Source organism: Haloterrigena sp. H1 (genome assembly GCF_005938085.1).
Classification (GTDB): domain Archaea; phylum Halobacteriota; class Halobacteria; order Halobacteriales; family Natrialbaceae; genus Natrinema.
Genome location: NZ_SMZK01000001.1, coordinates 292,387 through 312,464 on the forward strand (window position 1 = coordinate 292,387; position 20,078 = coordinate 312,464).

Below are 20,078 nucleotides of genomic sequence, written 5' to 3' on the forward strand. Positions count from 1 at the left end.
CGAGACTCAACTCCACAGTGAAGCGGGGGATTTGCGTCATGGACACTCGCAGCCTCCCGCTTCAACTCCTTTGATTTAGCAACCTATCCCGATGCCGTCTAGTGATTCAACACAGCCTCTCGTCCCGTTTATTCTGGCCGTTCCGAGAGCCATCCAGAGCTATCGGCGCCATCGTTGATGACCCATCGTTCTTGATAGTTGCCGCCGTGTTCGCGCATCTCGACGACGACGTCGAAAGGCAGCGAGAGGGTCGGGACGATTCGCGCATCCCGCTCAATCGGGAGATGAGAGTGTGCCATCCCGTCGGCCTCTTGTGTTCGTCCGTTGATCAGGTGCAGAAACTTGAACACCTGTCGGTGGTCGTACTCCTCGAGTAGCGGGCACAACGAGTCGATCCCGACTCTGACTTCGCCCGGTTCGAGCACGTCCGCGTCTGCTTCGAAGGCGTCGACCGCATTCGTGATGGCGATTCCAAGGTCGCCAAGGGTACCGACGACGGTCGACGGGTCGACCGCCGGTGAGACTGTCGAGGTCGTCGTTGCGCCACTGCAGGCTCGAGTGCCGTGAGTAATGATAGAAAGGGCATCAGGACCGGTGGCGTCGACGTGCTGTGACACTGGGTGAGGGCCATCGGTCGTTGAAACGAGGACGTGTCGTCGGACGTGATCTGTTGAACAGCTAAACAACCGCTGACAGGTGTCCTGACGGTGATCGGGTCGAACCGAGCCGACGACGAGAGCGCTCGCACCCTGGCGTTTCAGTCGTGCTAACTTGTTGGAGAAACGGTCTCCGTTCGTCTCGTCACAGTCCGTTTCCCAGATTACTCGTGTGTTATACCTGTCACTATGTCAAATGATAAGTGTTCGGGCCGACTGTATTCGCCGGGTAGACGCGGCTTTGAGGGTGTACTCGAAGCACCTGTCAAGTTCGCTGGCCGTCCGGTCGATGCACGAACTCAGTCCGCGGCGAGACGCTCGTTGCTGGCGTACGATCGCGTCGCGTCGACGAGCACCTGTCGGTAGGTACTCGTGTCGGGCTCTCGTGCGAGTTCTCGAAAGCGCCGTTTGAACTCCTGGAAATCGACTTCTGGCGCGTCCATCGTGGCCACGTGCGCGAGATCGTAGAGTCGGTGTTCTTCGTCGACGAGGTCGTGTCGTTCCGCGAGTGCGAGCGCGAAGGCTGCGTTGACCGCCGTAATCTCGGGATCGGCACTCGGAGAGAGTCGCTCGAGACCGGGCCGTGGTGGCGTCTCGGGTCGGTCGACGACCGCCGCGGCGAGACTCGACTCGAGAAAGGAGAGCAGTTTCTCGCCGGGGCCGACCGAGAGCGTGATGTCGTCGGCGTAGATGTCTTTCATGTGGTTTGCGATCTGGTAACAGTGTGAGAGCTTGCGTTGCTCGACACGTTTGCCGGCCAGTGCGAGGTAGAGGACTTCCTCGGTTGACTGGGTGTGAGACGGATGTTGCTCTTCGTGGCGGACCATGTGGGCGAACTCGTGGAGGGCAAGTTCGCGAGCCATCGCCGACGAGGCGGCCTGTCGCGAGATGTTGAGCACGTGGCGGTCGTCGTAGTGGGCGGCCCAGGTTCGTTCGTCGGGATCGTCCCGGAGGTGGACGTAGACCGGCAGCGAGAGGTCGTGTTCGGTCTCGAAGAGATCTTGGGCACTGAGGAACGGAGCGGTCGGACCAGACCCCTGGACGCGTAGATCCATGCTTGTACGTACCAAGGCGTCCAGCGCTATTACAGTGACGGCTGTAGTCACATCGCGAACCGAGGGTGAACCCATTCACGACGTGACCACGTGATCGCTGGGGCTGCAAGAGCTGCCTCCAGCACGTCCGACCGTGGTTCCCGTTCCAAACTGCGTGGCATTCACTCACGCAAATTGGACATTCCGGCGCTCGAACCGTGAAATACGACGGATTTCGGCGGCGACGAAACACTACCCTTTTGACCCCGCTGGCGGTAACAGGGTGTATATGGGCCGACGCAAAAAGATCGTCCAAGAGTGTGAACGGCTGATGGACGAACCGGAGAACATCCGGAACATCGCCATCGCCGCTCACGTCGACCACGGTAAAACGACGCTTTCTGACAACCTCCTCGCTGGTGCCGGTATGATCTCCGACGAGACTGCCGGCGAACAGCTCGCGATGGACACGGAAGAAGACGAACAGGAACGTGGGATCACCATCGACGCGGCAAACGTTTCGATGACCCACGAGTACGAGGGGACCAACCACCTCATCAACCTCATCGACACGCCGGGCCACGTCGACTTCGGTGGCGACGTCACGCGTGCGATGCGTGCTGTAGACGGCGCACTCGTCGTTGTCGACGCCGTCGAGGGCGCGATGCCCCAGACCGAGACGGTCCTGCGACAGGCACTCCGCGAGGGTGTCAAGCCGACCCTGTTCATCAACAAGGTCGACCGCCTCATCTCCGAACTGCAGGAAGGTCCCGAGGAGATGCAGGAGCGACTCCTTTCGGTCATCCACGACGTCAACGAACTCATCCGTGGCATGACCGAGGACATGGACGACATCGACGACTGGACCGTCTCCGTCGAAGACGGCACCGTCGGCTTCGGGTCCGCCCTCTACAAGTGGGGTGTCTCGATGCCATCGATGCAGCGTACCGGCATGGACTTCGGCGAGATCATGGAACTCGAGCGCGCCGACAAGCGCCAGGAACTCCACGAGCGCACGCCCCTGTCGGACGTCGTCCTCGACATGGTCTGTGAGCACTTCCCGAACCCTGTCGACGCACAACCCCGCCGTATCCCACGCGTCTGGCGTGGTGACGCCGAGAGCGACCTCGCCGAAGAAATGCGTCTCGTCGACGAGGACGGCAACGTCGTCTTCATGGTCACCGACATCGCGATGGACCCACACGCTGGCGAAGTCGCCTCCGGCCGTGTCTTCTCGGGCTCCCTCGAGAAGGGCCAAGAGCTGTACGTCTCGGGCACCGCGGGCAAGAACCGCATCCAGTCCGTCGGGATCTACATGGGTGGCGAACGCGAGGAAGTCGATCACGTTCCTGCCGGGAACATTGCGGCCGTCACCGGCCTGCGCGACGCGATCGCCGGTTCGACCGTCTCGAGCACGGAGATGACGCCCTTCGAGTCGATCGAACACATCTCGGAGCCGGTCATCACCAAGAGCGTGGAGGCCCAGACGATGGACGACCTCCCCAAACTCATCGAGACGCTGCGACAGGTCTCGAAAGAGGACCCGACGATCCAGATTACGATCAACGAGGACACCGGCGAGCACCTGATCTCCGGACAGGGTGAGCTTCACCTCGAGGTCATCACCCAGCGTATCGAGAAGAACCAGGGCATCCCGGTCAACACCGGTGAGCCGATCGTCGTCTACCGCGAGGCTATCGACCGTGCAAGCGACGAGGTCGAAGGCATCTCGCCAAACCGCCACAACCGGTTCTACATCTCCGCTGAGCCGCTCAGCGAGGAGATCGTCGAGACGATCCGAATGGGTGAGGCGTCGATGAGCATGCCCGAACTCGAGCGCCGTGAAGCGCTCCAGGAAGCCGGCATGGACAAAGACGACTCCCAGGTCGTCGAGCACATCCACGGCACGAACATCCTGCTCGACCAGACCAAAGGGATCCAGCACCTGAACGAAACGATGGAGCTGTTCATCGAGGGGCTCGAGGAAGCCCTCGACAACGGTCCGCTCGCCAACGAGCCGGTTCAGGGAACGCTCATCCGTCTGCACGACGCCAAACTCCACGAGGACACCATCCACCGTGGTCCCGCACAGGTCATCCCGGCCACGCGTGAGGCCGTCCACAAGTCGCTGATCGACGGTCAGATCAAGATGATGGAGCCGATGCAGGACGTCCGTATCGACGTGCCGAACGACCACATGGGCGCTGCCTCCGGCGAGATTCAGGGTCGCCGTGGCCGCGTCGACGACATGTACCAGGAAGGTGACCTCATGGTCGTCGAGGGTATCGCACCCGTCGACGAGATGATCGGCTTCGCGAGCGACATCCGCTCTGCGACCGAGGGTCGTGCCTCCTGGAACACCGAAAACGCCGGCTTCGAATTCATGTCCACCTCCCTCCAGCGCGAGAAGATCATGGAGATTCGCGAGCGCAAGGGCATGAAGCTCGAACTGCCGCCGAGCATCGACTACATCTAATCCGGTTGATTCGGCGGGAATCGGCCCGTCACTCTGTGTTACTGCTGTTTTCTTTCGACGTTGGGACTCGAGCGACAGCACTCTGCAGGCGAGAATGGCTCTGTTCACCTCGTCTTCTTCAGATCCGCTGCGAGTGCCAACCCCGTCAATCCCTGTGCGTTTTGGCAGCGGCGAGAAAATATCGATTCCACACGGAGCCAGCGCTAGCCGACGAGGTGGATAGATCGGTTACTCGCGTTCACCCGCACCGAGTGCCGACTCGCCGACCTTCTCGTGACCTTCGATGACGTCTTTACCGCCCATGTACGGCTGCAGCGGCTCGGGGATGGTCACCGTGCCGTCCTCGTTCTGGTAATACTCGAGGATCGCGACCATCACGCGCGGAATCGCGAGCCCGGAGGCGTTCAGGGTGTGCAGATACTCGGCCGATTCGTGGCGCTCGGGCCGGTAGCGCAGGCCGGCGCGCCGCGCCTGGAAGTCCTCGAAGTTCGACGCCGAGGAGACCTCGAGCCAGCGGCCGCCGCGGTCGGGACCATCGTCCATGTCGTCGCCGGGGGCCCAGACCTCGATGTCGTAGGTTTTCGCGGAGGCGAAGGTCAGATCACCGGTACAGAGTTCGAGGATGCGGTAGGGGAGTCCGAGGCGTTTGAGCACTTCTTCGGCCTCGCCGAGCAGTTCCTCGAGGCGGTCGTAGCTGTCCTCGGGTTCGACGAAATTGACGAGTTCGACCTTGTTGAACTGGTGGACGCGGACGATGCCCCGCGTTTCGGTGCCGTGTTCGCCGGCCTCGCGCCGGAAGTTGGGCGTGTAGGCCTGGTGTTTGAGCGGAAGGTCGTCGTCCAGTAGGATCTCGTTGGCGTACATGTTGGTGACCGGCACCTCCGCGGTGGGACAGAGCCAGAGATCCTCGTCGTCGTACTCCTCCTCGTTGCTGCCGCCCAGACGGTAGGCGTCGTCGGCGAACTTCGGCAGTTGGCCGGTGCCGCGCATCGAGGTGCTCTTGACCGGAATCGGCGGGAAGAGATCGACGTAGCCCTGCTCGCGGTGGATGTCCATCATGAACTGGATCAGCGCGTGCTCGAGCTGTGCGCCTTCGCCTTTGAGGAAGTAAAAGCCCGAGCCCGTCGTCTTCGCGGCGCGTTCCTCGTCGATGATGTCCAGGTCCTCGCCGAGGTCGTAGTGGGGGGTGATCTCGTCGGGCAGGTCACGGTGGTCGTCGAAGCCCCAGCGCCGATCCTCGACGTTGTGGCGCTCGTCGAGCCCCAGCGGGACGCTCTCGTGGGGGATCTGTGGAATCTCGAGGATGCGTTCTCGGAGTTCGTCCTCGAGTTCGACGCCTTCTTCTTCGACTTCCTCGATCTCGGCTTTGAGTTCCCGCGAGCGCTCGATGGCTTCCTCGCGTTCTTCCTCTTTGCCGTCGGCGACGAGCTTGCCGATCTTTTTGGTGATCTGGTTGCGCTCGTGGCGCAGGTCGTCACCGCGTGCTTTCAGTTCGCGCCAGCGTTCGTCGAGTTCGAGGAACTCGTCGATGTCGACGTCGGCCCCGCGGTTCTCGAGGGCATCGCGTACCTCCTCTGTATTCTCCCGTATATAGGTCCGGTCGAGCATTGGTCTTGCCCGTGGGTTCTTTGTGCCCGGGCAAAACCGTGTCGGAAGGCTGCGTCTTCCGAGCGCCTGCGACGGTGGCGGGAAACGTTTTTTTCGTCGGCGGGCCGACTCTCGAGACATGGACCCGCTCGAGGGCGAGACACCGTCGGCGTCGATCGAGTACGAGCCCGTCAGCGTCAAGGACGTACTCGTAGAGATGAAAGACACCGCGGAGCTGTTGATCGACCTCTCGTACTCGGCGGTCCTCCACCGCAGCGAGCAACTCGCCACCGAGGTCCTCCGACTTGAGGAGCGCATGGATGTCCTCGAGTTGCGCGCGCGGATGAGCCTCTTGATGGCCGCGCGGAAGCCGGCCGACGCCGAACAGCTCGCCCCTGTGTTGGGGATCGTCGGCGCGGCCGACGGAATCAGCGATGCTGCCGGCGATATCGCGAAGATCGTCCTCGAGGATATGGGACTGCCCGAGGCGATGCGGGCGGCGCTGCCGGAGGCGGCGGGGACGCTGGTCCGTGGCGTCGTCGATCCGAACTCGCCGTATGCGGGCCGGACGTTCAAGGCTATCGACCTCGAGTCCGAAACCGGCGTCCGTGCGATCGCGCTCCGACGGGGCAACGAGTGGCTGCTCAACCCGGGGCCACAGACCCAGATCGAAGCCGACGACGTGGCGTTGTTGCGGGGCCCGGACTCGTCGATCGGCGACGTCTACGAGACGTTGACCGGCGAGGACTACGAGGCACCGGCCGTCGACGCGCCCGACATCGACGACTTAGAGCGGGCCGTCGATACGATCATCCACATGAAAGACTTCTCCGAGCTGGCGGTCGATCTGGCTTACAGCAGCGTGTTGTTCGACAGCGAGGAACTCGCAGAGGAGGTCCGCAACCTCGAGGTCGAAGTCGACGCGATGCAGTCGCGGTTCGAGGCCTGGACGCTTCGGGCGGCCGCCGACGCGAGCGATCCGGTCGTCTTACGGGGACTGATCCAGCTTGGCAACTCGACCGAGCGGATCAGCGACAGCGCGATCGAGATCAGCGAGGGCGTCCTGCGCGATATCAACGTTCATCCGGTCGTGCAGATGGCGGTTCAGGAAAGCGACGAGATCATCACCCGCGTCGTGGTCGATCCAGGCAGCGACCTCGACGGCACCGCAGTGACCGCTGGCGTGCCCGATGCCGACTCGATGATGTCAGTAATCGCCATCCGTCGACCAGGCGAGGGGTGGCTGCTGGTCGCCGACGCCGACGCCGAACTGTGTGGTGGCGACGTGCTCATCTCGAAGGGGACCCGGACGGCCGCCGCCGACTTCCGCGAGCTCGCGACCGCGTAATCGGATTCACGTTTCGCTCAGGAGACCGCGTTCCGCTCGGCCTTTAAGTACCTCTAGTCACAAGGTAGAGCTATGACGGGAGGGCGTCCGTTCTCGAGTATTCTTATTCCGTAGCATCGCCTCGGTACCTGCCGGGTTCGACACGCTCGAGTTCGTGACGAGTACCTGCGACCCAGTTCAGTTCAGGACGACGATCGCGACCCCCGACAGGACGACCACGCCGAGGATGTCACAGAGGTTCGTGACGACCGGAATCGTCGTGTCGTCGGGGTCTAAGCCGCGCGTGTAGGAGACGTACGTCGCGCCGATGCTGAGGACGACCGCAATGGCTGCCAGCAACATGCCGCTGACGATCGAGATGATCAGCAGATCGGCGAGCGCCATCGGTTCGGCGATGAGTTGCCCGACCACCCAGGCGGCGACGCCCAGCGTCGAAAAGACCGTCGCCGCAAGCCCCAGGATCGCGATCACGTTCGTCCACAGCACCTCGTCGTGCGGGTCGAACTCGAGGACGCCCAGGTGAAGCCGCGTCGAGAGCCGCGAGGAGAGGATCGCGCCGAGATTTCCCCCCATCCCGATCATCACGGGGACGAGTACCAGCAGGGTCGGGTTTCCGAGGTAGGTCGCCTGCAACTCCTCGAGGACGTAGCCCGACCCCATCTCGAGGACGGAGAGACCGATCAGAATCGGAAACATCGTTCCGACGATGTGTCTGACCGTCCAGGTATCGAGCGCGTCGTCAGTGTCGGTGGCCCCCATCAGAACAACACCTCAGCGATCGTGAGCGCGGTAAAGAGGAAGACGACGCCGAAGAAATCGCCGAGCGTGGTGACGATTGGGCCGATCAGGTTGTCCGGATCGAGGCCGTACTCGTAGCTTGCAAACACCAGCGTCAGCAAGCCGAAAATCAGCGTCGTCGACGTGAGCACGCCAGAAACGACCATGATCGAAATGAGTTCGATGAGCCGTGCCGATTCGCGTCCCAGCACCTGCAAGATTCCCCACGAGAGGACGGCGATGAACACCGAAACGCCGATTCCGTTGATAAAGGAGGCGACGACGGCGTTGACCAGCCGGCGATCCCACGAAAATTCGGGATCGATCATCCCCTGGTGGAGGCCACTCGAGATCCGCGCGCCTAGTGCGCCGTAGACGTTCCCGCGGGTCGCGAGGAAGGCGGGCAGCAACAACAGCATGCCGGGAAAGCGCTCGAACCCTTCAGTCATCCCTTCGGAACCGAGCACCGATCCCGCAAAGATGCCGCCGGCGAGACTGACCACGAGGATCGGCAGCGACTCGCGGTAGATGCGCCACGCGGATTGGCGACCCTCCATAGCGGCGAATGACGCAGTCCGAACATAAACCTACCGCGGGTCGAACGCGACCGAATCGCACGACCCCATGTGGGTTGCTATCAGTCCTGAACGAACGCGAACGTGTTTTGACGCGAGCGAGCGGCGACGCGCCCTCACAGAGGAGTCACAGCGACGAACGCCCAAGCGAGCCCGATCGCCGCGAGCGAGCACGCCAGATTGGCGACGGCGTTGCCCACCGCACGGGTCCGGTCACCGCGTTCGAAGAGCCGCACCGTCTCGACCGAAAACGAAGAGAAGGTCGTGAACGAACCACAGATTCCAGTACCAACCAGCTGTAGCGTCGACTCGCCCGCGCCCGCGAGCACCACGAGTCCGAGGGCGAAACTGCCGATGACGTTGACGGCGAACGTCGACAGCGGGAACTGGCTGCTCGGGACGCGACTCGAGACCTGCTGGCCGACCCAGTAGCGCAACAGCGCACCGATCGCCCCGCCGGTGCCGACGATATGAGCCGGATCGGGATCGACGGTGACGAGACTGCCGGCGAGTGCGTCCGCAACGATCGTCGGAGTCACGCTCACGCCGTCTCACCGCCAGTCGGTTGTGGCGTCTCGAGTCGCCGGGCGAGCGCGCGTCCCGCAAGGACCCCGGCGAATCCGAGCCCATAGTTGGCGGCGACGATCCCGCCGATCGCGAGCGGGCCCGCCGCGAACGCGGTCTGGAGTGCGAACGTGCTGTAGGTCGTCAGTGAGGAGAGAAAGCCGGTCGCGAAGACGGTCCGCGTCCGCGAGTCGATGTGGCCCGTATACTCGGCTTCGTAGACCAGAAAGCCAAGCACCGCACTTCCGACGGCGTTGACGAGGACGATCGACGGGATATCGGGAACCAGCCCCATCGCGAACAGCCGGAGGTTCGAGCCGGCGAAGCCGCCGACGGCGATCAGTGCGAGCGTCTCGAGTCGAACGAGGGGATGATCGGCTGCCATAGCGAGGTGTGTGGCAGGGACCGTCAGCCGACCGACGCTCGGCGCGTGCTGGCAGCGACGCCAGACACGAACCGGCACGTATCGCCCGGCAGTTGGGTCAGGCGGGCCCCATCGCCCAGTTGTCTCGTCTCTCTTTGTTGCCCCTCAATGAGGATTCCGAAAGCCAGCCGGCGGATCCCGACCAGTTCGAAAACCGGAACGAAAAAGGCCAAGGTTAGACTGCCTCTAAACCGAGCTATGGCCGAAGACGGTACCACCGACGGCGGGCGAAGCGGGTTCGCGCGAGCGTCGTGGGTCAACGTCCTCGGGAACGTCGCCAAGATCGTCGCCGAGGGGGCGGCGGGTTATGCCTTTGGCAGCGTTGCCTTGCTGGCGGACGCGGCTCACTCGGTGGCCGATCTCGTCGCCAGCGTCGTCGTGCTCGTCTGGGGACGAAGCGCGTTCGACGAACCCGACGAGACGCACCCACACGGGCACGATCGAATCGAACCGCTGACCGCGCTGTTCGTCGGTGCCGTCATCGCGTTGCTCGGGCTGAACCTCCTCTACCGGTCGCTCGAGGGGATCGTCTCCGGAACCGACGTCGAATTCAGCCCACTGTTGCTCGCGGCGCTCGTCCTCTCGATCGCCGATATGTATCTCGTCTACCGCTACACCGTCCGGATCAACGAGCGGCTTGAGTCGACCGCGCTCACCGCGCTCGCGGTGGACTGTCTGAACGACATCTATACGTCGATCGCCGCGATCGTCGGCGTGCTCGGCGTACTGGTCGGTGTCCCGCTGCTCGACCCTCTCGCCGGCGGACTGGTCAGTCTGCTGGTCGTCTATCAGGGCGTCGAGATCGGCAAAGAAAACGTCGAGTACCTCATCGGTGCTGCCCCCTGTCCCGAAAAGCGAGCGGAGATTACCCATGCCCTGCGGTGTCACCCGGCCGTCCAGGGAGTTCACGACCTGACCGTCTTCTACGACGGGACCGTCCTCGAGGTCGAAGTCCACGCCGAAGTCGACGGCGACATTCCCTTCCGGGAGGCTCACGACGTCGAATCGGAGCTGGTCACTCGGCTGCGCGGGATCGACGACGTCGGTGATGCCCACGTTCATCTCGACCCCTCCGGGATCGGCGAATGGAAGGATTCGATCGACGACGACTGATACGGTTTGCTGTAACGATGTACCGGTGCAACCGCGACCGCCCTGCGTTGCACCGGTAATGATTTACAGTAGACCGTATGAGACCGGTTGCAGTCACTGGCTGATGGTTATCGTATGAAATCCGACCGCCGATTAGCCGCGACGCGAGCTTTTATGCTACGTGACCACAGGCTACCCGGTATGGAAGTCGGAGACGTCCGCGAGGTCACGACTGGAGACTGTTCGGAGCTCTACTATCTCGATACGGGGATGTACGACACGAACGAGTACGGGGCCGTCTACATTATCGACGACGACCGGCCCGCCGTCGTCGACACCGGCATCGGCACCAACTACGAGTTAGTCCTTGAGGCACTGGCCGAGGTCGGCATCGACGAGGACGACCTCGAGGTCATCGCACTCACCCACATCCACCTCGACCACGCCGGCGGCGCGGGCTTTCTCGCCCGGGACTATCCGAATGCCGACGTCTACGTCCACCCGATCGGGACCGACCACATGGCCGATCCCTCGCGGCTGGTCGCGGGAACGAAAGCAGCTGTCGGCGAGCAGTGGCAATACTACGTCGAACCCGAACCCATTCCGGACGAGCGGATCGTCGAAATCGAAGACGGCGACGTCATCGACCTCGGCACCCACGAACTGCGCGTTCACGCGGCACCGGGCCACGCGCCACACCAGGTAGTCTTCGAAGATCCCCAAAACAACGCGGTCTTCGTCGCCGACGCCGCCGGGATCTGGGTGCCAAAACTCGAGGAGATCCGGGTGACATCGCCACCTTCGAACTTCGACTTCGAGCAGTGTCTTGCCGACCTCGAGACACTCGAGGCGCTCGATCCGGACGTGTTCTGCTATCCTCATTTTGGCCCCCGATTCGTCGGCGACGACCTCGAGACGGCCCTCGAGGAGTACGCCATCGTCCTCGAGGAGTGGGTCGACGCGGTCGCACAGAAACGAGACGGACTCGAGGACGACGAGGCAGTCATCGAGCATTTCGCCACGACGACCGACATGGCCGACGTCTGGGGCGAGGAGAAAGCCAGCGAGGAGGCGAAGCTGAACACCCGCGGTGTCCTGGGTTATCTCGAGCATCGGGAGTGATCGTCGCCGCAGTGGGTGGATGGCACCGTCTCGAGTGACGCCGTCGAAGCGATTCCTGTCGAGCGGTGAATAAACGCGCCGCCACCGGCCGACGGTTTCATCACGTTTTATTTCCGTGGGTGATATTCTCACGCAGTATGAGCTGGCGGGACGCCGAACGAGAGTACGTAGACGCGGTCATCGGAGACACCCCGCTCGGGCGGCTGTTCGAAGACGCTGCCGCGCGCAACGCGAACCGGCCAGCACAGCAGTACAAAGGCGGCGTCTACGACCGATCGCTGACCGGGGCCGCGTTGTCCGCTGCGACACCCGGCGAGTTCCGCCCGCTCTCGTACGCCGAGCTGCGCACGATCGTCCGCCGGCTTTCGGCTGGCTTTCGCACGCTCGGGGTCGAGCGCGGCGACCGGGTCGCCATCTTCTCGGCGACGCGCATGGAGTGGGCCCAGTCGGACTTCGCTCTGCTGTCGGCCGGCGCGGTCGTGACGACCGTCTACACGGGGTCCTCGCCAGAGCAGGTTCACTACCTCCTCGACGATCCCGACGCCGACGGCGTCGTCGTCGAGAACCAAACCCTGCTCGAGCGGGTCCTCGCTGTCGAAGACGACCTCGACCTCGAGTTTCTCGTCTCGATCGACGACCTCGAGGGCTACGACGACCGCGACGACATCCTGACCCTCGGTGAGGTCTACGATCGCGGCGAGGCGGCCTTCGACCGCGAGGCCTACGAGACTCGCCTTGCGGAGACAGACCTCGACGACCTGGCGAGTCTGATCTATACGAGCGGGACGACGGGCCAGCCCAAAGGCGTCCAGCTCACCCACGGGAACTTTCGGGCGAACGTCAATGGGGTTCGGAAACGCTTCGGCCCACGACCGGACAGGGCCGACGACGTCCCCACGCTCGACGCGGAGTCGGTGGCGGTGTCGTATCTGCCGCTGGCACACGTCTTCGAGCGGACCGCCGGCCACTTCGTCATGTTCGCGACCGGTGCCTGCGTCGTCTACGCGGAGAGTCCGGACACGCTCAAGGAAGATTTCGGTGCCGTCGAGCCGACGACGGCGACGAGCGTCCCCCGCGTCTACGAGACGATCTACGATACCATTCGCGAGGAGGCACAGACCTCGAGCGTCACAGCGCGCCTGTTCGAGTGGGCGACCGACGTCGGAATCGCGTACCAGCAGGCCGACTCGCCGGGGCCCGTGTTGCGTGCCCAACGAGCGATCGCCGATCGGCTGGTCTTCTCGTCGGTTCGGGACGCACTCGGTGGCAACCTCGAGTTGCTGATCAGCGGCGGCGGCAGCCTCTCGGCGGAACTCTGCCGGCTCTATCACGCGATGGGGCTGCCGATCTACGAGGGCTACGGATTGACCGAGACCGCGCCGGTCGTCTCGACGAACCCACCGGACGCCGTAAAGATCGGAACGATCGGCCTACCGCTGTCGAACGTCGAAGTGACAGTCGACGAGACTGTCGTCGATCAGGCAGCCTTCACGGACGATCCCGGCGCAGTCGGCGAACTCCTCGTGCGCGGGCCGAACGTCACGCAGGGCTACTGGAACGATCCTGCCGCGACACGGCGTGCGTTTACCGACGACGCTCCCGGGGGGCCAGCCGACGCGTCGACGGGTCGATGGTTCCGGACCGGCGACATCATCCACATCCGTCCCGACGGCTACCTCGAGTTTCGCGATCGACTCAAACAGCTCATCGTCCTCTCGACGGGAAAAAACGTCGCCCCCGGGCCGCTCGAGGATGCGTTTGCTGCCAGTGAGGTTGTCGATCAGGCGATGGTCGTCGGCGACGGTGAGAAGTTCGTCGGGGCGTTGCTGGTTCCGAACGAGGAACATATCCGGTCGTGGGCCGACGAAGACGGTATTGAGCTCCCGGCAAGCTCGCAGGCGATGTGTGACGACGAGCGTGTCCGCGCGTACGTCCAACGGGAGGTCGACCGGATCAACGAGGATTTTCAGGCACACGAGACGATCAAGCAGTTCGAACTCGTCCCCCGGGAGTTCACCGAGGAAAACGACATGCTTACCCCGACGATGAAAAAGAAACGTCGGGTCATCGTAGACCGGTTCGAGGACCGAATCGACCGAATGTACGCGAGCGCGTGATCGGCTGCCACCGCGCGACTGGGGTATCGTCCGGCGTTCGGCGACCGTTTCGCCGTGTTTGTGTCTTGCCGTGTCTCACAGGAGTTATCCTATTCGAGTGTCTCCATTGAAACGAATGGATAGCGCTGACGTATCGGTCTCTCGACTGGCTGTGGCCCGGCAGTTGCAGCCATGAGTGCGGCTGGTGGCGGTAACCTGCTCGTTCTCGTCGCTGTGATCGTCGGACTTGGCGTCGTTTCACAGCTTCTCTCGGCGAAGTTTCGGGTTCCGAGTGTCCTCTTTCTCATCGTCGCTGGCGTCGCCATCGGCCCGGAAGGACTCGGCGTTCTGTCGGTCGAGTCGTTCGGCGGGGGCAGCGGGCTCTCGACGATCGTCGGACTGAGCGTCGCGATCATCGTCTTCGAGGGTGCGTTCCACCTCAAGATCGACAAGATCAGGAAGGCACCGGCTGCCGTCTTGCGATTGACGACAGTCGGCGCGGGGATCGCACTGGCCGGGACCGCCATCGCGGTTCGCGTGTTTCTCGAGGCACAGTGGGACATCGCGCTGTTGATCGGCGCGCTCTTGGTCGCCACCGGGCCGACGGTCATCACGCCGATCCTGAAAGTCGTCCCCGTCCGCGATCGGGTCGCAGCGACCCTCGAGACGGAGGGGATCGTCAACGACGTGACGGCGGCGATCCTGGCTGTCGTGCTGTTCAAAGCGATGACCGTCCGGGAGCTGACCCCCGACATCTACCTCCAGCTGTTCGCCGAACGGCTGGGGACGGGCCTGCTCGTCGGTGTCATCGTCGCGACGATCGTCTGGGCACTGCTGCAGTACGTCGACCTCTCGCCCGATAACGCGCCACAGAACGCCCGCCTGCTCACGCTTGCGGGTGCGATCGTCGCCTTCGGCGCTGCCGATTACGTCTTCTCCGAGGCGGGCGTTGCGGCCGCGGCGACGGCCGGGCTCATGCTCGGCAACGCCAACCTGCCCTACGAGGAGGACATCGAGGCGTTCAAAGGTGACATCACCTTGCTCGTCCTCTCGTTTGTCTTCATTACGCTCGCGGCGTTACTCGAGTTCGAACAGCTGTTTGCGCTCGGACTCGGCGGCGTGGCCGTCGTCGTCGCCGTGATGTTCGTCCTGCGGCCGCTTTTGGTCTTCCTGTCGACGCGAGGCGACCGGTTTACGATCCGTGAGACGCTGTTTATGAGCGTCGTCGGGCCGCGGGGGATTATTCCAGCCTCGGTCGCGACGCTGTTTGCGATCCGGCTGCAGACTGCCGAGCCACCGACGAACCCGGCGGGCGCGGATCTGCTCGTCGGCACGGTCTTTCTCGTCATCCTCGTCACGGTCGTCCTCGAGGGTGGCTTCGCCCGACAGATCGCGGAGAAACTCGACGTGATACCAATGCGTGTACTCATCATCGGCGGCGGCCGCGTCGGTCGCTCGCTGGCAGAACGGCTCGAAGCGCGCGGTGAAAACGTAGTCTTGATCGAAGACGATCGGTCGGCGCTGAAAGACCTTCGCAACGACGGGTTTACCGCCCGCGAGGGCGATGGAACCGACGTCGATGTGTTGCGGAGCGCGGGTGCAGAGAACGCCCGCACCGTCGTCGCGGCGACCGGTGACGACGACGTCAACCTCCTCGTAGCACAGCTCGCAAAGTCGAAGTTCGACGTCCAGACAGTCATCGCTCGAGCGAACAATCCGTCGAACGCTGCCGCGTTCGAGGACCTCGGCGTCGAGACGATTTCGGCAGCCGAATCGACTGCGTGGGCGATCGACAACGTGATCGAACGTCCTGCACTCTCGAACTGGATGTCCGAGCTCGGCCGGTCGGGTGACGTCCAGGAGATCGAAGTCACCGACGAGACCCTCGTCGGCAAACGAGTCGTCGATGTCGGGGACCAACTCCCCAGTGGCGTCCTCATCGCGCTCGTGAGTCGGAACGGGACCAACGAGGTTCCATCAGCCGATGTCGAACTACAGAAGGGCGATCACATCACGCTCATCGGCCGGACCGACGCGGTCCGCGATGCCATCGAGCAGTGCGGCAAACCGGTCTAAGCATCCTCGAGGGTAACCGTCGGATTGCCGACCTACATAACCGACACCGTTTTGCGGCCGTGTCCATCAGTGTGGTAGTATGAAATACGCACGGGGACCACTCTGTTCGATCGACGTGGGCGAACGCACGGCTGAGTCCGTCCCGATCGACGATGTCCTCGAGTCCTCGATCGGTGGCCGGGCACTCGGGACGCGACTCGCCCACGACCGGATCCCGTTCGATGCCGATCCGCTGGGGGCCGACAACCGGCTGTACTTCGCGACGGGACCGCTCCAGCACTCGACGATGAGCTTCACTGGACGGATGTCGGCGACCGGCGTTTCGCCGTTGACCGATGGTCTGTTGTCGTCGAACGCCGGCGGGTTCCTCTCGCGGAACTTCACCGGGACGGGCTACAGCGCCGTTGAAGTCTCCGGTGCGAGCGACGACCTCGTGATCGTCCACGTCACGGATGACGGTGTCGACTTCGAGGCCGTTCCCGAACTCGCGGAGGCGACCGTTCCCGAGACCTGCGAGCACATCGAAGACGAACACGGCCTCGGCTCGGAGCACACCGTCGTCATCGGGCCAGCCGGCGAGAACGAGGTCCGGTTCGCCTCGATCATGACCTCCGAGGAGCGCGCCTTCGGCCGCGGCGGGCTCGGCGCGGTGCTGGGCGCGAAAAACGTCAAGGCGATTACCTTTGACGGTGACTCGACTCGCGAGGTCGAGCTCCCGCCGCTGCAGATGGAGATCCACGGCGAGGCCGCCAACTCCGATAGCCCGATGCGCGATCAGGGGACCACGTCGGTCACGGAGTACGCGAACATGGTCGAGGCGCTGCCGACCCGGTACTTCTCGGAACTCTCTTTCGAGGGGATCGAGGGCGTCAATGGCGACCGCGTCGAGGAAAAGAAGTACAAAAAAGGCACCTGCTCGTCGTGTGCCTTTGCCTGCAAACTGCCGACCCGCGATGAGGAATCCGGCCTCGAGACCGAAGGCCCCGAGTACGAGACGCTAATGGCCTTCGGCCCCAACTCCGGCATCGACGACATCGTCGACGTAATGCAATCGAACAAGCTGTGTGACGAACTCGGACTCGACACGATCTCCGCGGGCGACACCGTCGCCGCCTACCTCGCGAGTGAAGACGAGTTCGGCAACGCTGAATTGATCCACGATCTCGTCAAGCAAATCGCCTACCGCGAGGGCGTCGGCGACCAGCTCGCGGAGGGAATCGATCGTATCCACGACGATCTGGGCGTCGAAAACTGGACTGCCAAAGGCATGGAGTTCCCGGCCCACGACGGCCGCACCCTAAACGGCCAGGGGCTGGCCTTCGCCACCTCGAATCGCGGTGCCGACCACATGTACGCCGAGTTCTACCCCTACGAGTACCCGCTGGTCGACGCCGACGATGCCTTCGACAAGGCCGGGCTCGAGGGCAAACCGCCGAAAGTCGTCGAACTGGAGAACATCAACGTGATCAAAGACAGCGCCGTCCTCTGTAAGTTCTCGCGGGACTTCATCACCGAAGACCGCTTCGAGACCTTGCTCGACGCCGACTACGAGGAGTTGCTCGCGATCGGAGGTGAGATCGTCTCGCTCGAACGCCACTTCAACAACCAGCGCGGCTTCGACCGCGAGGACGACGCGGTGCCCTACGAGATTCCCGACTTCGAGCAGGGCCTCGAGGAGTACTACGACGAACGCGGCTGGAACGACGACGGGACGGTCCCCGACGCGGCACTCGAGGGGAGTACAGACATCGTCGCCGACGACTGATCTCAGCGACCCGACGCGAGTCGTTGCGTTCTGTCACTTCCCACGCCCAGCGTTGTCGCTGTCGTCCTCGAGGTCGTCTGCCGTGAGCCGCTTGTCGCCGCGGGACGGCAGCGAGGTGTCGTCGGCCCGCGAGGGGTGGATGTTGACGTTGTTTCCCCGATAGGGATCCGTTTCGGGGTCGTAGGACAGCTCGCTGCGCTCGAAGAGGTAGATGAAAAAGCCGATCACCGGAACGAAAAACGTCAGTGCAGCCCACTTTTTCGGTGGCTCGAGGCCAACTCGCCCGGCGTCGTAGTAGGTGACGGCGGTCAGGCCCAGATGCCAGACGAGCGGAATCCCCACGAGTATCGCCAGCAACAGCCGTTGCATACACGTGCTGACGCGCTCGAGCTACCTAAATCGCCGGTTGCCCGATCGCGCATCTCAGTTGACCTCGAACTCGATCGCAGCCCCTTGTCCGAAGCCAACACACAGCGTCGCCAACCCGAGACCGCCGCCACGTTTCCGGAGTTCGTTGATCAGCGTGACGGGCAGGCGGGCACCCGAGGCCCCCAGCGGGTGGCCGATCGCGATCGCGCCGCCGTTGACGTTGAAGATTTCGGGGTCGATACCCAGTTCGTCACGCGAGTACAGCGCCTGGCTGGCGAAGGCCTCGTTGAGTTCCACGAGGTCGTAGTCGTCGATATCGCGACCGTTGCGCTCGAGCAGGCCCCGCGTCGCCGGAACCGGGCCGATCCCCATCACGGTGGGGTCGACGCCGGCGACGTTGTTCATGCCGACCTCGGCCATGATCTCGAGGTCGTGCTCGTCGGCGAACGCCTCGCTCGTGACGAGCAGGGCGGCCGCGCCGTCGGAGATCTGGGAGGCATTACCGGGGGTAACCATGCCATCGGATTTGAAAACGGTCGGTAGCTCGGCGAGTTTCTGGGGGGTGGTGCCGGGCCGGAGCCCCTCGTCTTCGGTGACGGTGCCGTCGTCATCGACGGCTTCGCCGTCTGCTCGTTGCGTCTCTGACGCAACGCTGGTGTCGATCGGGACGAGCTCGTCGTCGAAGCGGCCCGATTCGGTGGCGTCGACCGCGCGCTGCTGGCTGCGGGCGGCGTACTCGTCCTGTTGCTCACGGCTGATGTCGTACTCCTCGGCGACCTTTTCGGCGGTCATTCCCATCTGGAGTTCGCCGACGTTGTAGAGTTCGGCCAGCCGTGGGTGGACACTGCCCATGTTCTCGCCCATCGGGACGCGGCTCATGTTCTCGACGCCGCCGGCGATGACGGCGTCGCGGTTGCCGGCCGCGATGGCGTCGGATGCAGAGATGATCGCCTGCATCGAGGAGGCACACCATCGGTTAATCGTCGCTGCCGGAACGCCTTCGCCCAGTTCCGAGAGCAAGGCGATGACGCGGGCGACGTTGTTCCCCTGCTCGCCGCGTTGCTGGGCACACCCCCACATCAGATCGTCGATCTCGTCGCTCGAGAGGCCCGTTTCCGCGAGGATCTCGTCGATCAGCGGGACTGAGAGGTCTTCGCTGCGGACATCCGCGAACACGCCGTCCTCTTTCCCCTGTGGCGTCCGGACTGCCTTCACGACGACTGGCGTCTGTGTCATGTCCTACCAAATGCCGTACATGGCCTTAAATCCGGTCGAACTCGAGTTCATACGCGAGCCGTTTACGGCCAGTGAACCCCCCGATGGGTCGATTTCTACCGCGATCGGTCGCGGATCGCTGCCGTCCGATGAGCGGACTCGCTCGAGAACAACCCTTATCTCGAGTTATTGGTAATACGCGGACATGGACGAGGACGGAGCGAACGCCCCTCGAGTCGATGGCGACACGGAGTCGGGAGCCGACGACGCAGACACCGTCGACACGGACGGCCCCGAGGCAACCGACGAGGCATCGATGCCGGGTGTTCCGGACCCCGAACCGACGGCGGATGAACCACCTGAAGACGTCCAGAAGTACGCCCGCTTCAAGAAGATGGACGGCGCCCAATACGACCGGGTCAACGACTTCCTGCGTGAGCGGACCTACATCACCGCTCGCGAGTGGGCCATTGCCCGCCTCTGTTCTGACTTTCGAACTGAAACCGGCGTCGAGATGACCAAGATCGGCGAGAACCTGCCCGACCTCGTCCCCTTCATGACCGACACCTACACCCCGCAGGCGGTCAACCAGGCCCGCGCGTCCTTCGAGGAGAAGGTCCGGATGGCCGGCGCAACGTTTCTCTACGGCGCGATGTGTGATTTCTTCACCGCCGAGGAACTCGATGACGTGATGTACGAGGCCACCGAGGTCGCCAAGTTCCTGCTCGAGGTCGAGGGCGTCGACCTCTCGGTCGAGGACGAACTCGAGGCCGAAGAGCGCATCTCGAGTGTCATGCGCGAGGTACGCGAAGCCAGCGCGGAGCTCAGAGCGGAGGACATCGCCGAGACCGACGAGTAGCGCCACGCTGGCGCCGTTCGAACCGCCGGCGGGCCACTGCTCG

At 63.4% G+C, this 20,078-nt stretch carries 17 protein-coding genes; 8 read left to right on the plus strand and 9 right to left on the minus strand.

Translation table 11 applies throughout. The features are described from left to right. Positions 1 to 128: 128 nt before the first annotated feature. Both E2L06_RS01495 and E2L06_RS01500 read right to left on the minus strand, forming a co-directional pair. The gene (locus E2L06_RS01495) at positions 129 to 617 is read right to left on the minus strand and encodes a hypothetical protein (protein ID WP_249361354.1); all 489 of its coding nucleotides are present in this window, start codon (positions 615 to 617) and stop codon (positions 129 to 131) included. A 338-nt stretch (positions 618 to 955) separates the two neighbouring features. Then, a complete protein-coding gene (locus tag E2L06_RS01500; protein WP_138777939.1) occupies positions 956 to 1,711 on the minus strand; it encodes a DUF5781 family protein in 756 nt (251 codons plus the stop codon). A 268-nt stretch (positions 1,712 to 1,979) separates the two neighbouring features. Between E2L06_RS01500 and E2L06_RS01505 the strand changes: the two genes are divergently transcribed. Beyond that, positions 1,980 to 4,166, plus strand: a complete 2,187-nt coding sequence (locus E2L06_RS01505; RefSeq protein WP_138777941.1) for an elongation factor EF-2 — start codon at positions 1,980 to 1,982, stop codon at positions 4,164 to 4,166. A gap of 228 nt (positions 4,167 to 4,394) precedes the next feature. Here E2L06_RS01505 and serS read toward each other — a convergent pair whose 3' ends face one another. Then, complete coding sequence (gene serS / locus E2L06_RS01510) at positions 4,395 to 5,774, minus strand: serine--tRNA ligase (RefSeq protein WP_138777943.1); 1,380 nt, start codon at positions 5,772 to 5,774, stop codon at positions 4,395 to 4,397. 118 nt (positions 5,775 to 5,892) lie between these two features. Here serS and E2L06_RS01515 point away from each other — a divergent pair, with 118 nt between their 5' ends. Further along, positions 5,893 to 7,101, plus strand: coding sequence for a potassium channel family protein (locus E2L06_RS01515; RefSeq protein WP_138777945.1), 1,209 nt, complete (start codon positions 5,893 to 5,895; stop codon positions 7,099 to 7,101). 177 nt (positions 7,102 to 7,278) lie between these two features. Here E2L06_RS01515 and E2L06_RS01520 read toward each other — a convergent pair whose 3' ends face one another. The 4 genes from E2L06_RS01520 to E2L06_RS01535 form a co-directional block, all read right to left on the minus strand. Then, complete coding sequence (locus tag E2L06_RS01520) at positions 7,279 to 7,860, minus strand: magnesium transporter (protein WP_138777947.1); 582 nt, start codon at positions 7,858 to 7,860, stop codon at positions 7,279 to 7,281. Beyond that, on the minus strand, positions 7,860 to 8,435 hold the full coding sequence (locus E2L06_RS01525; RefSeq protein WP_138777949.1) for a magnesium transporter: 576 nt from the start codon (positions 8,433 to 8,435) through the stop codon (positions 7,860 to 7,862). Before E2L06_RS01525 ends, E2L06_RS01520 begins: the two co-directional genes overlap by 1 nt. Before the next feature lie 134 nt (positions 8,436 to 8,569). Continuing rightward, entirely contained in the window at positions 8,570 to 8,998 is a 429-nt protein-coding gene (crcB, locus tag E2L06_RS01530; protein WP_138777951.1) for a fluoride efflux transporter CrcB, read from the minus strand. Further along, positions 8,995 to 9,402, minus strand: a complete 408-nt coding sequence (locus tag E2L06_RS01535) for a CrcB family protein (protein ID WP_138777953.1) — start codon at positions 9,400 to 9,402, stop codon at positions 8,995 to 8,997. Before E2L06_RS01535 ends, crcB begins: the two co-directional genes overlap by 4 nt. A 237-nt stretch (positions 9,403 to 9,639) precedes the next feature. Here E2L06_RS01535 and E2L06_RS01540 point away from each other — a divergent pair, with 237 nt between their 5' ends. The 5 genes from E2L06_RS01540 (at position 9,640) to E2L06_RS01560 (ending at position 17,592) form a co-directional block, all read left to right on the plus strand. Beyond that, positions 9,640 to 10,554: a cation diffusion facilitator family transporter gene (locus E2L06_RS01540; RefSeq protein WP_138777955.1), complete on the plus strand. Its 915-nt coding sequence runs from the start codon at positions 9,640 to 9,642 to the stop codon at positions 10,552 to 10,554. Positions 10,555 to 10,734: 180 nt separating this feature from the next. Beyond that, positions 10,735 to 11,655: an MBL fold metallo-hydrolase gene (locus tag E2L06_RS01545; RefSeq protein ID WP_138777957.1), complete on the plus strand. Its 921-nt coding sequence runs from the start codon at positions 10,735 to 10,737 to the stop codon at positions 11,653 to 11,655. Positions 11,656 to 11,792: 137 nt separating this feature from the next. After that, complete coding sequence (locus tag E2L06_RS01550) at positions 11,793 to 13,772, plus strand: long-chain fatty acid--CoA ligase (RefSeq protein WP_138777959.1); 1,980 nt, start codon at positions 11,793 to 11,795, stop codon at positions 13,770 to 13,772. Between the two features lie 171 nt (positions 13,773 to 13,943). After that, positions 13,944 to 15,827 (plus strand): cation:proton antiporter, encoded by a 1,884-nt coding sequence (locus E2L06_RS01555; protein ID WP_138777961.1) that lies wholly within the window; start codon positions 13,944 to 13,946, stop codon positions 15,825 to 15,827. 79 nt (positions 15,828 to 15,906) lie between these two features. Then, positions 15,907 to 17,592 carry an aldehyde ferredoxin oxidoreductase family protein gene (locus E2L06_RS01560; protein ID WP_138777963.1) on the plus strand — a complete coding sequence of 562 codons (1,686 nt, stop codon included), beginning with the start codon at positions 15,907 to 15,909 and terminating at the stop codon, positions 17,590 to 17,592. A gap of 33 nt (positions 17,593 to 17,625) precedes the next feature. On the opposite strand, the gene E2L06_RS01565 is transcribed toward E2L06_RS01560, so the two are convergent. Together E2L06_RS01565 and E2L06_RS01570 are read right to left on the minus strand one after the other, a co-directional pair. Continuing rightward, positions 17,626 to 17,961, minus strand: coding sequence for a hypothetical protein (locus tag E2L06_RS01565; RefSeq protein WP_138777965.1), 336 nt, complete (start codon positions 17,959 to 17,961; stop codon positions 17,626 to 17,628). A gap of 54 nt (positions 17,962 to 18,015) precedes the next feature. Beyond that, positions 18,016 to 19,197, minus strand: a complete 1,182-nt coding sequence (locus E2L06_RS01570; RefSeq protein ID WP_138777967.1) for a thiolase family protein — start codon at positions 19,195 to 19,197, stop codon at positions 18,016 to 18,018. Between the two features lie 184 nt (positions 19,198 to 19,381). Between E2L06_RS01570 and E2L06_RS01575 the strand changes: the two genes are divergently transcribed. Then, positions 19,382 to 20,035, plus strand: a complete 654-nt coding sequence (locus E2L06_RS01575; protein ID WP_138777968.1) for a DUF5806 family protein — start codon at positions 19,382 to 19,384, stop codon at positions 20,033 to 20,035. Positions 20,036 to 20,078 lie beyond the last annotated feature (43 nt).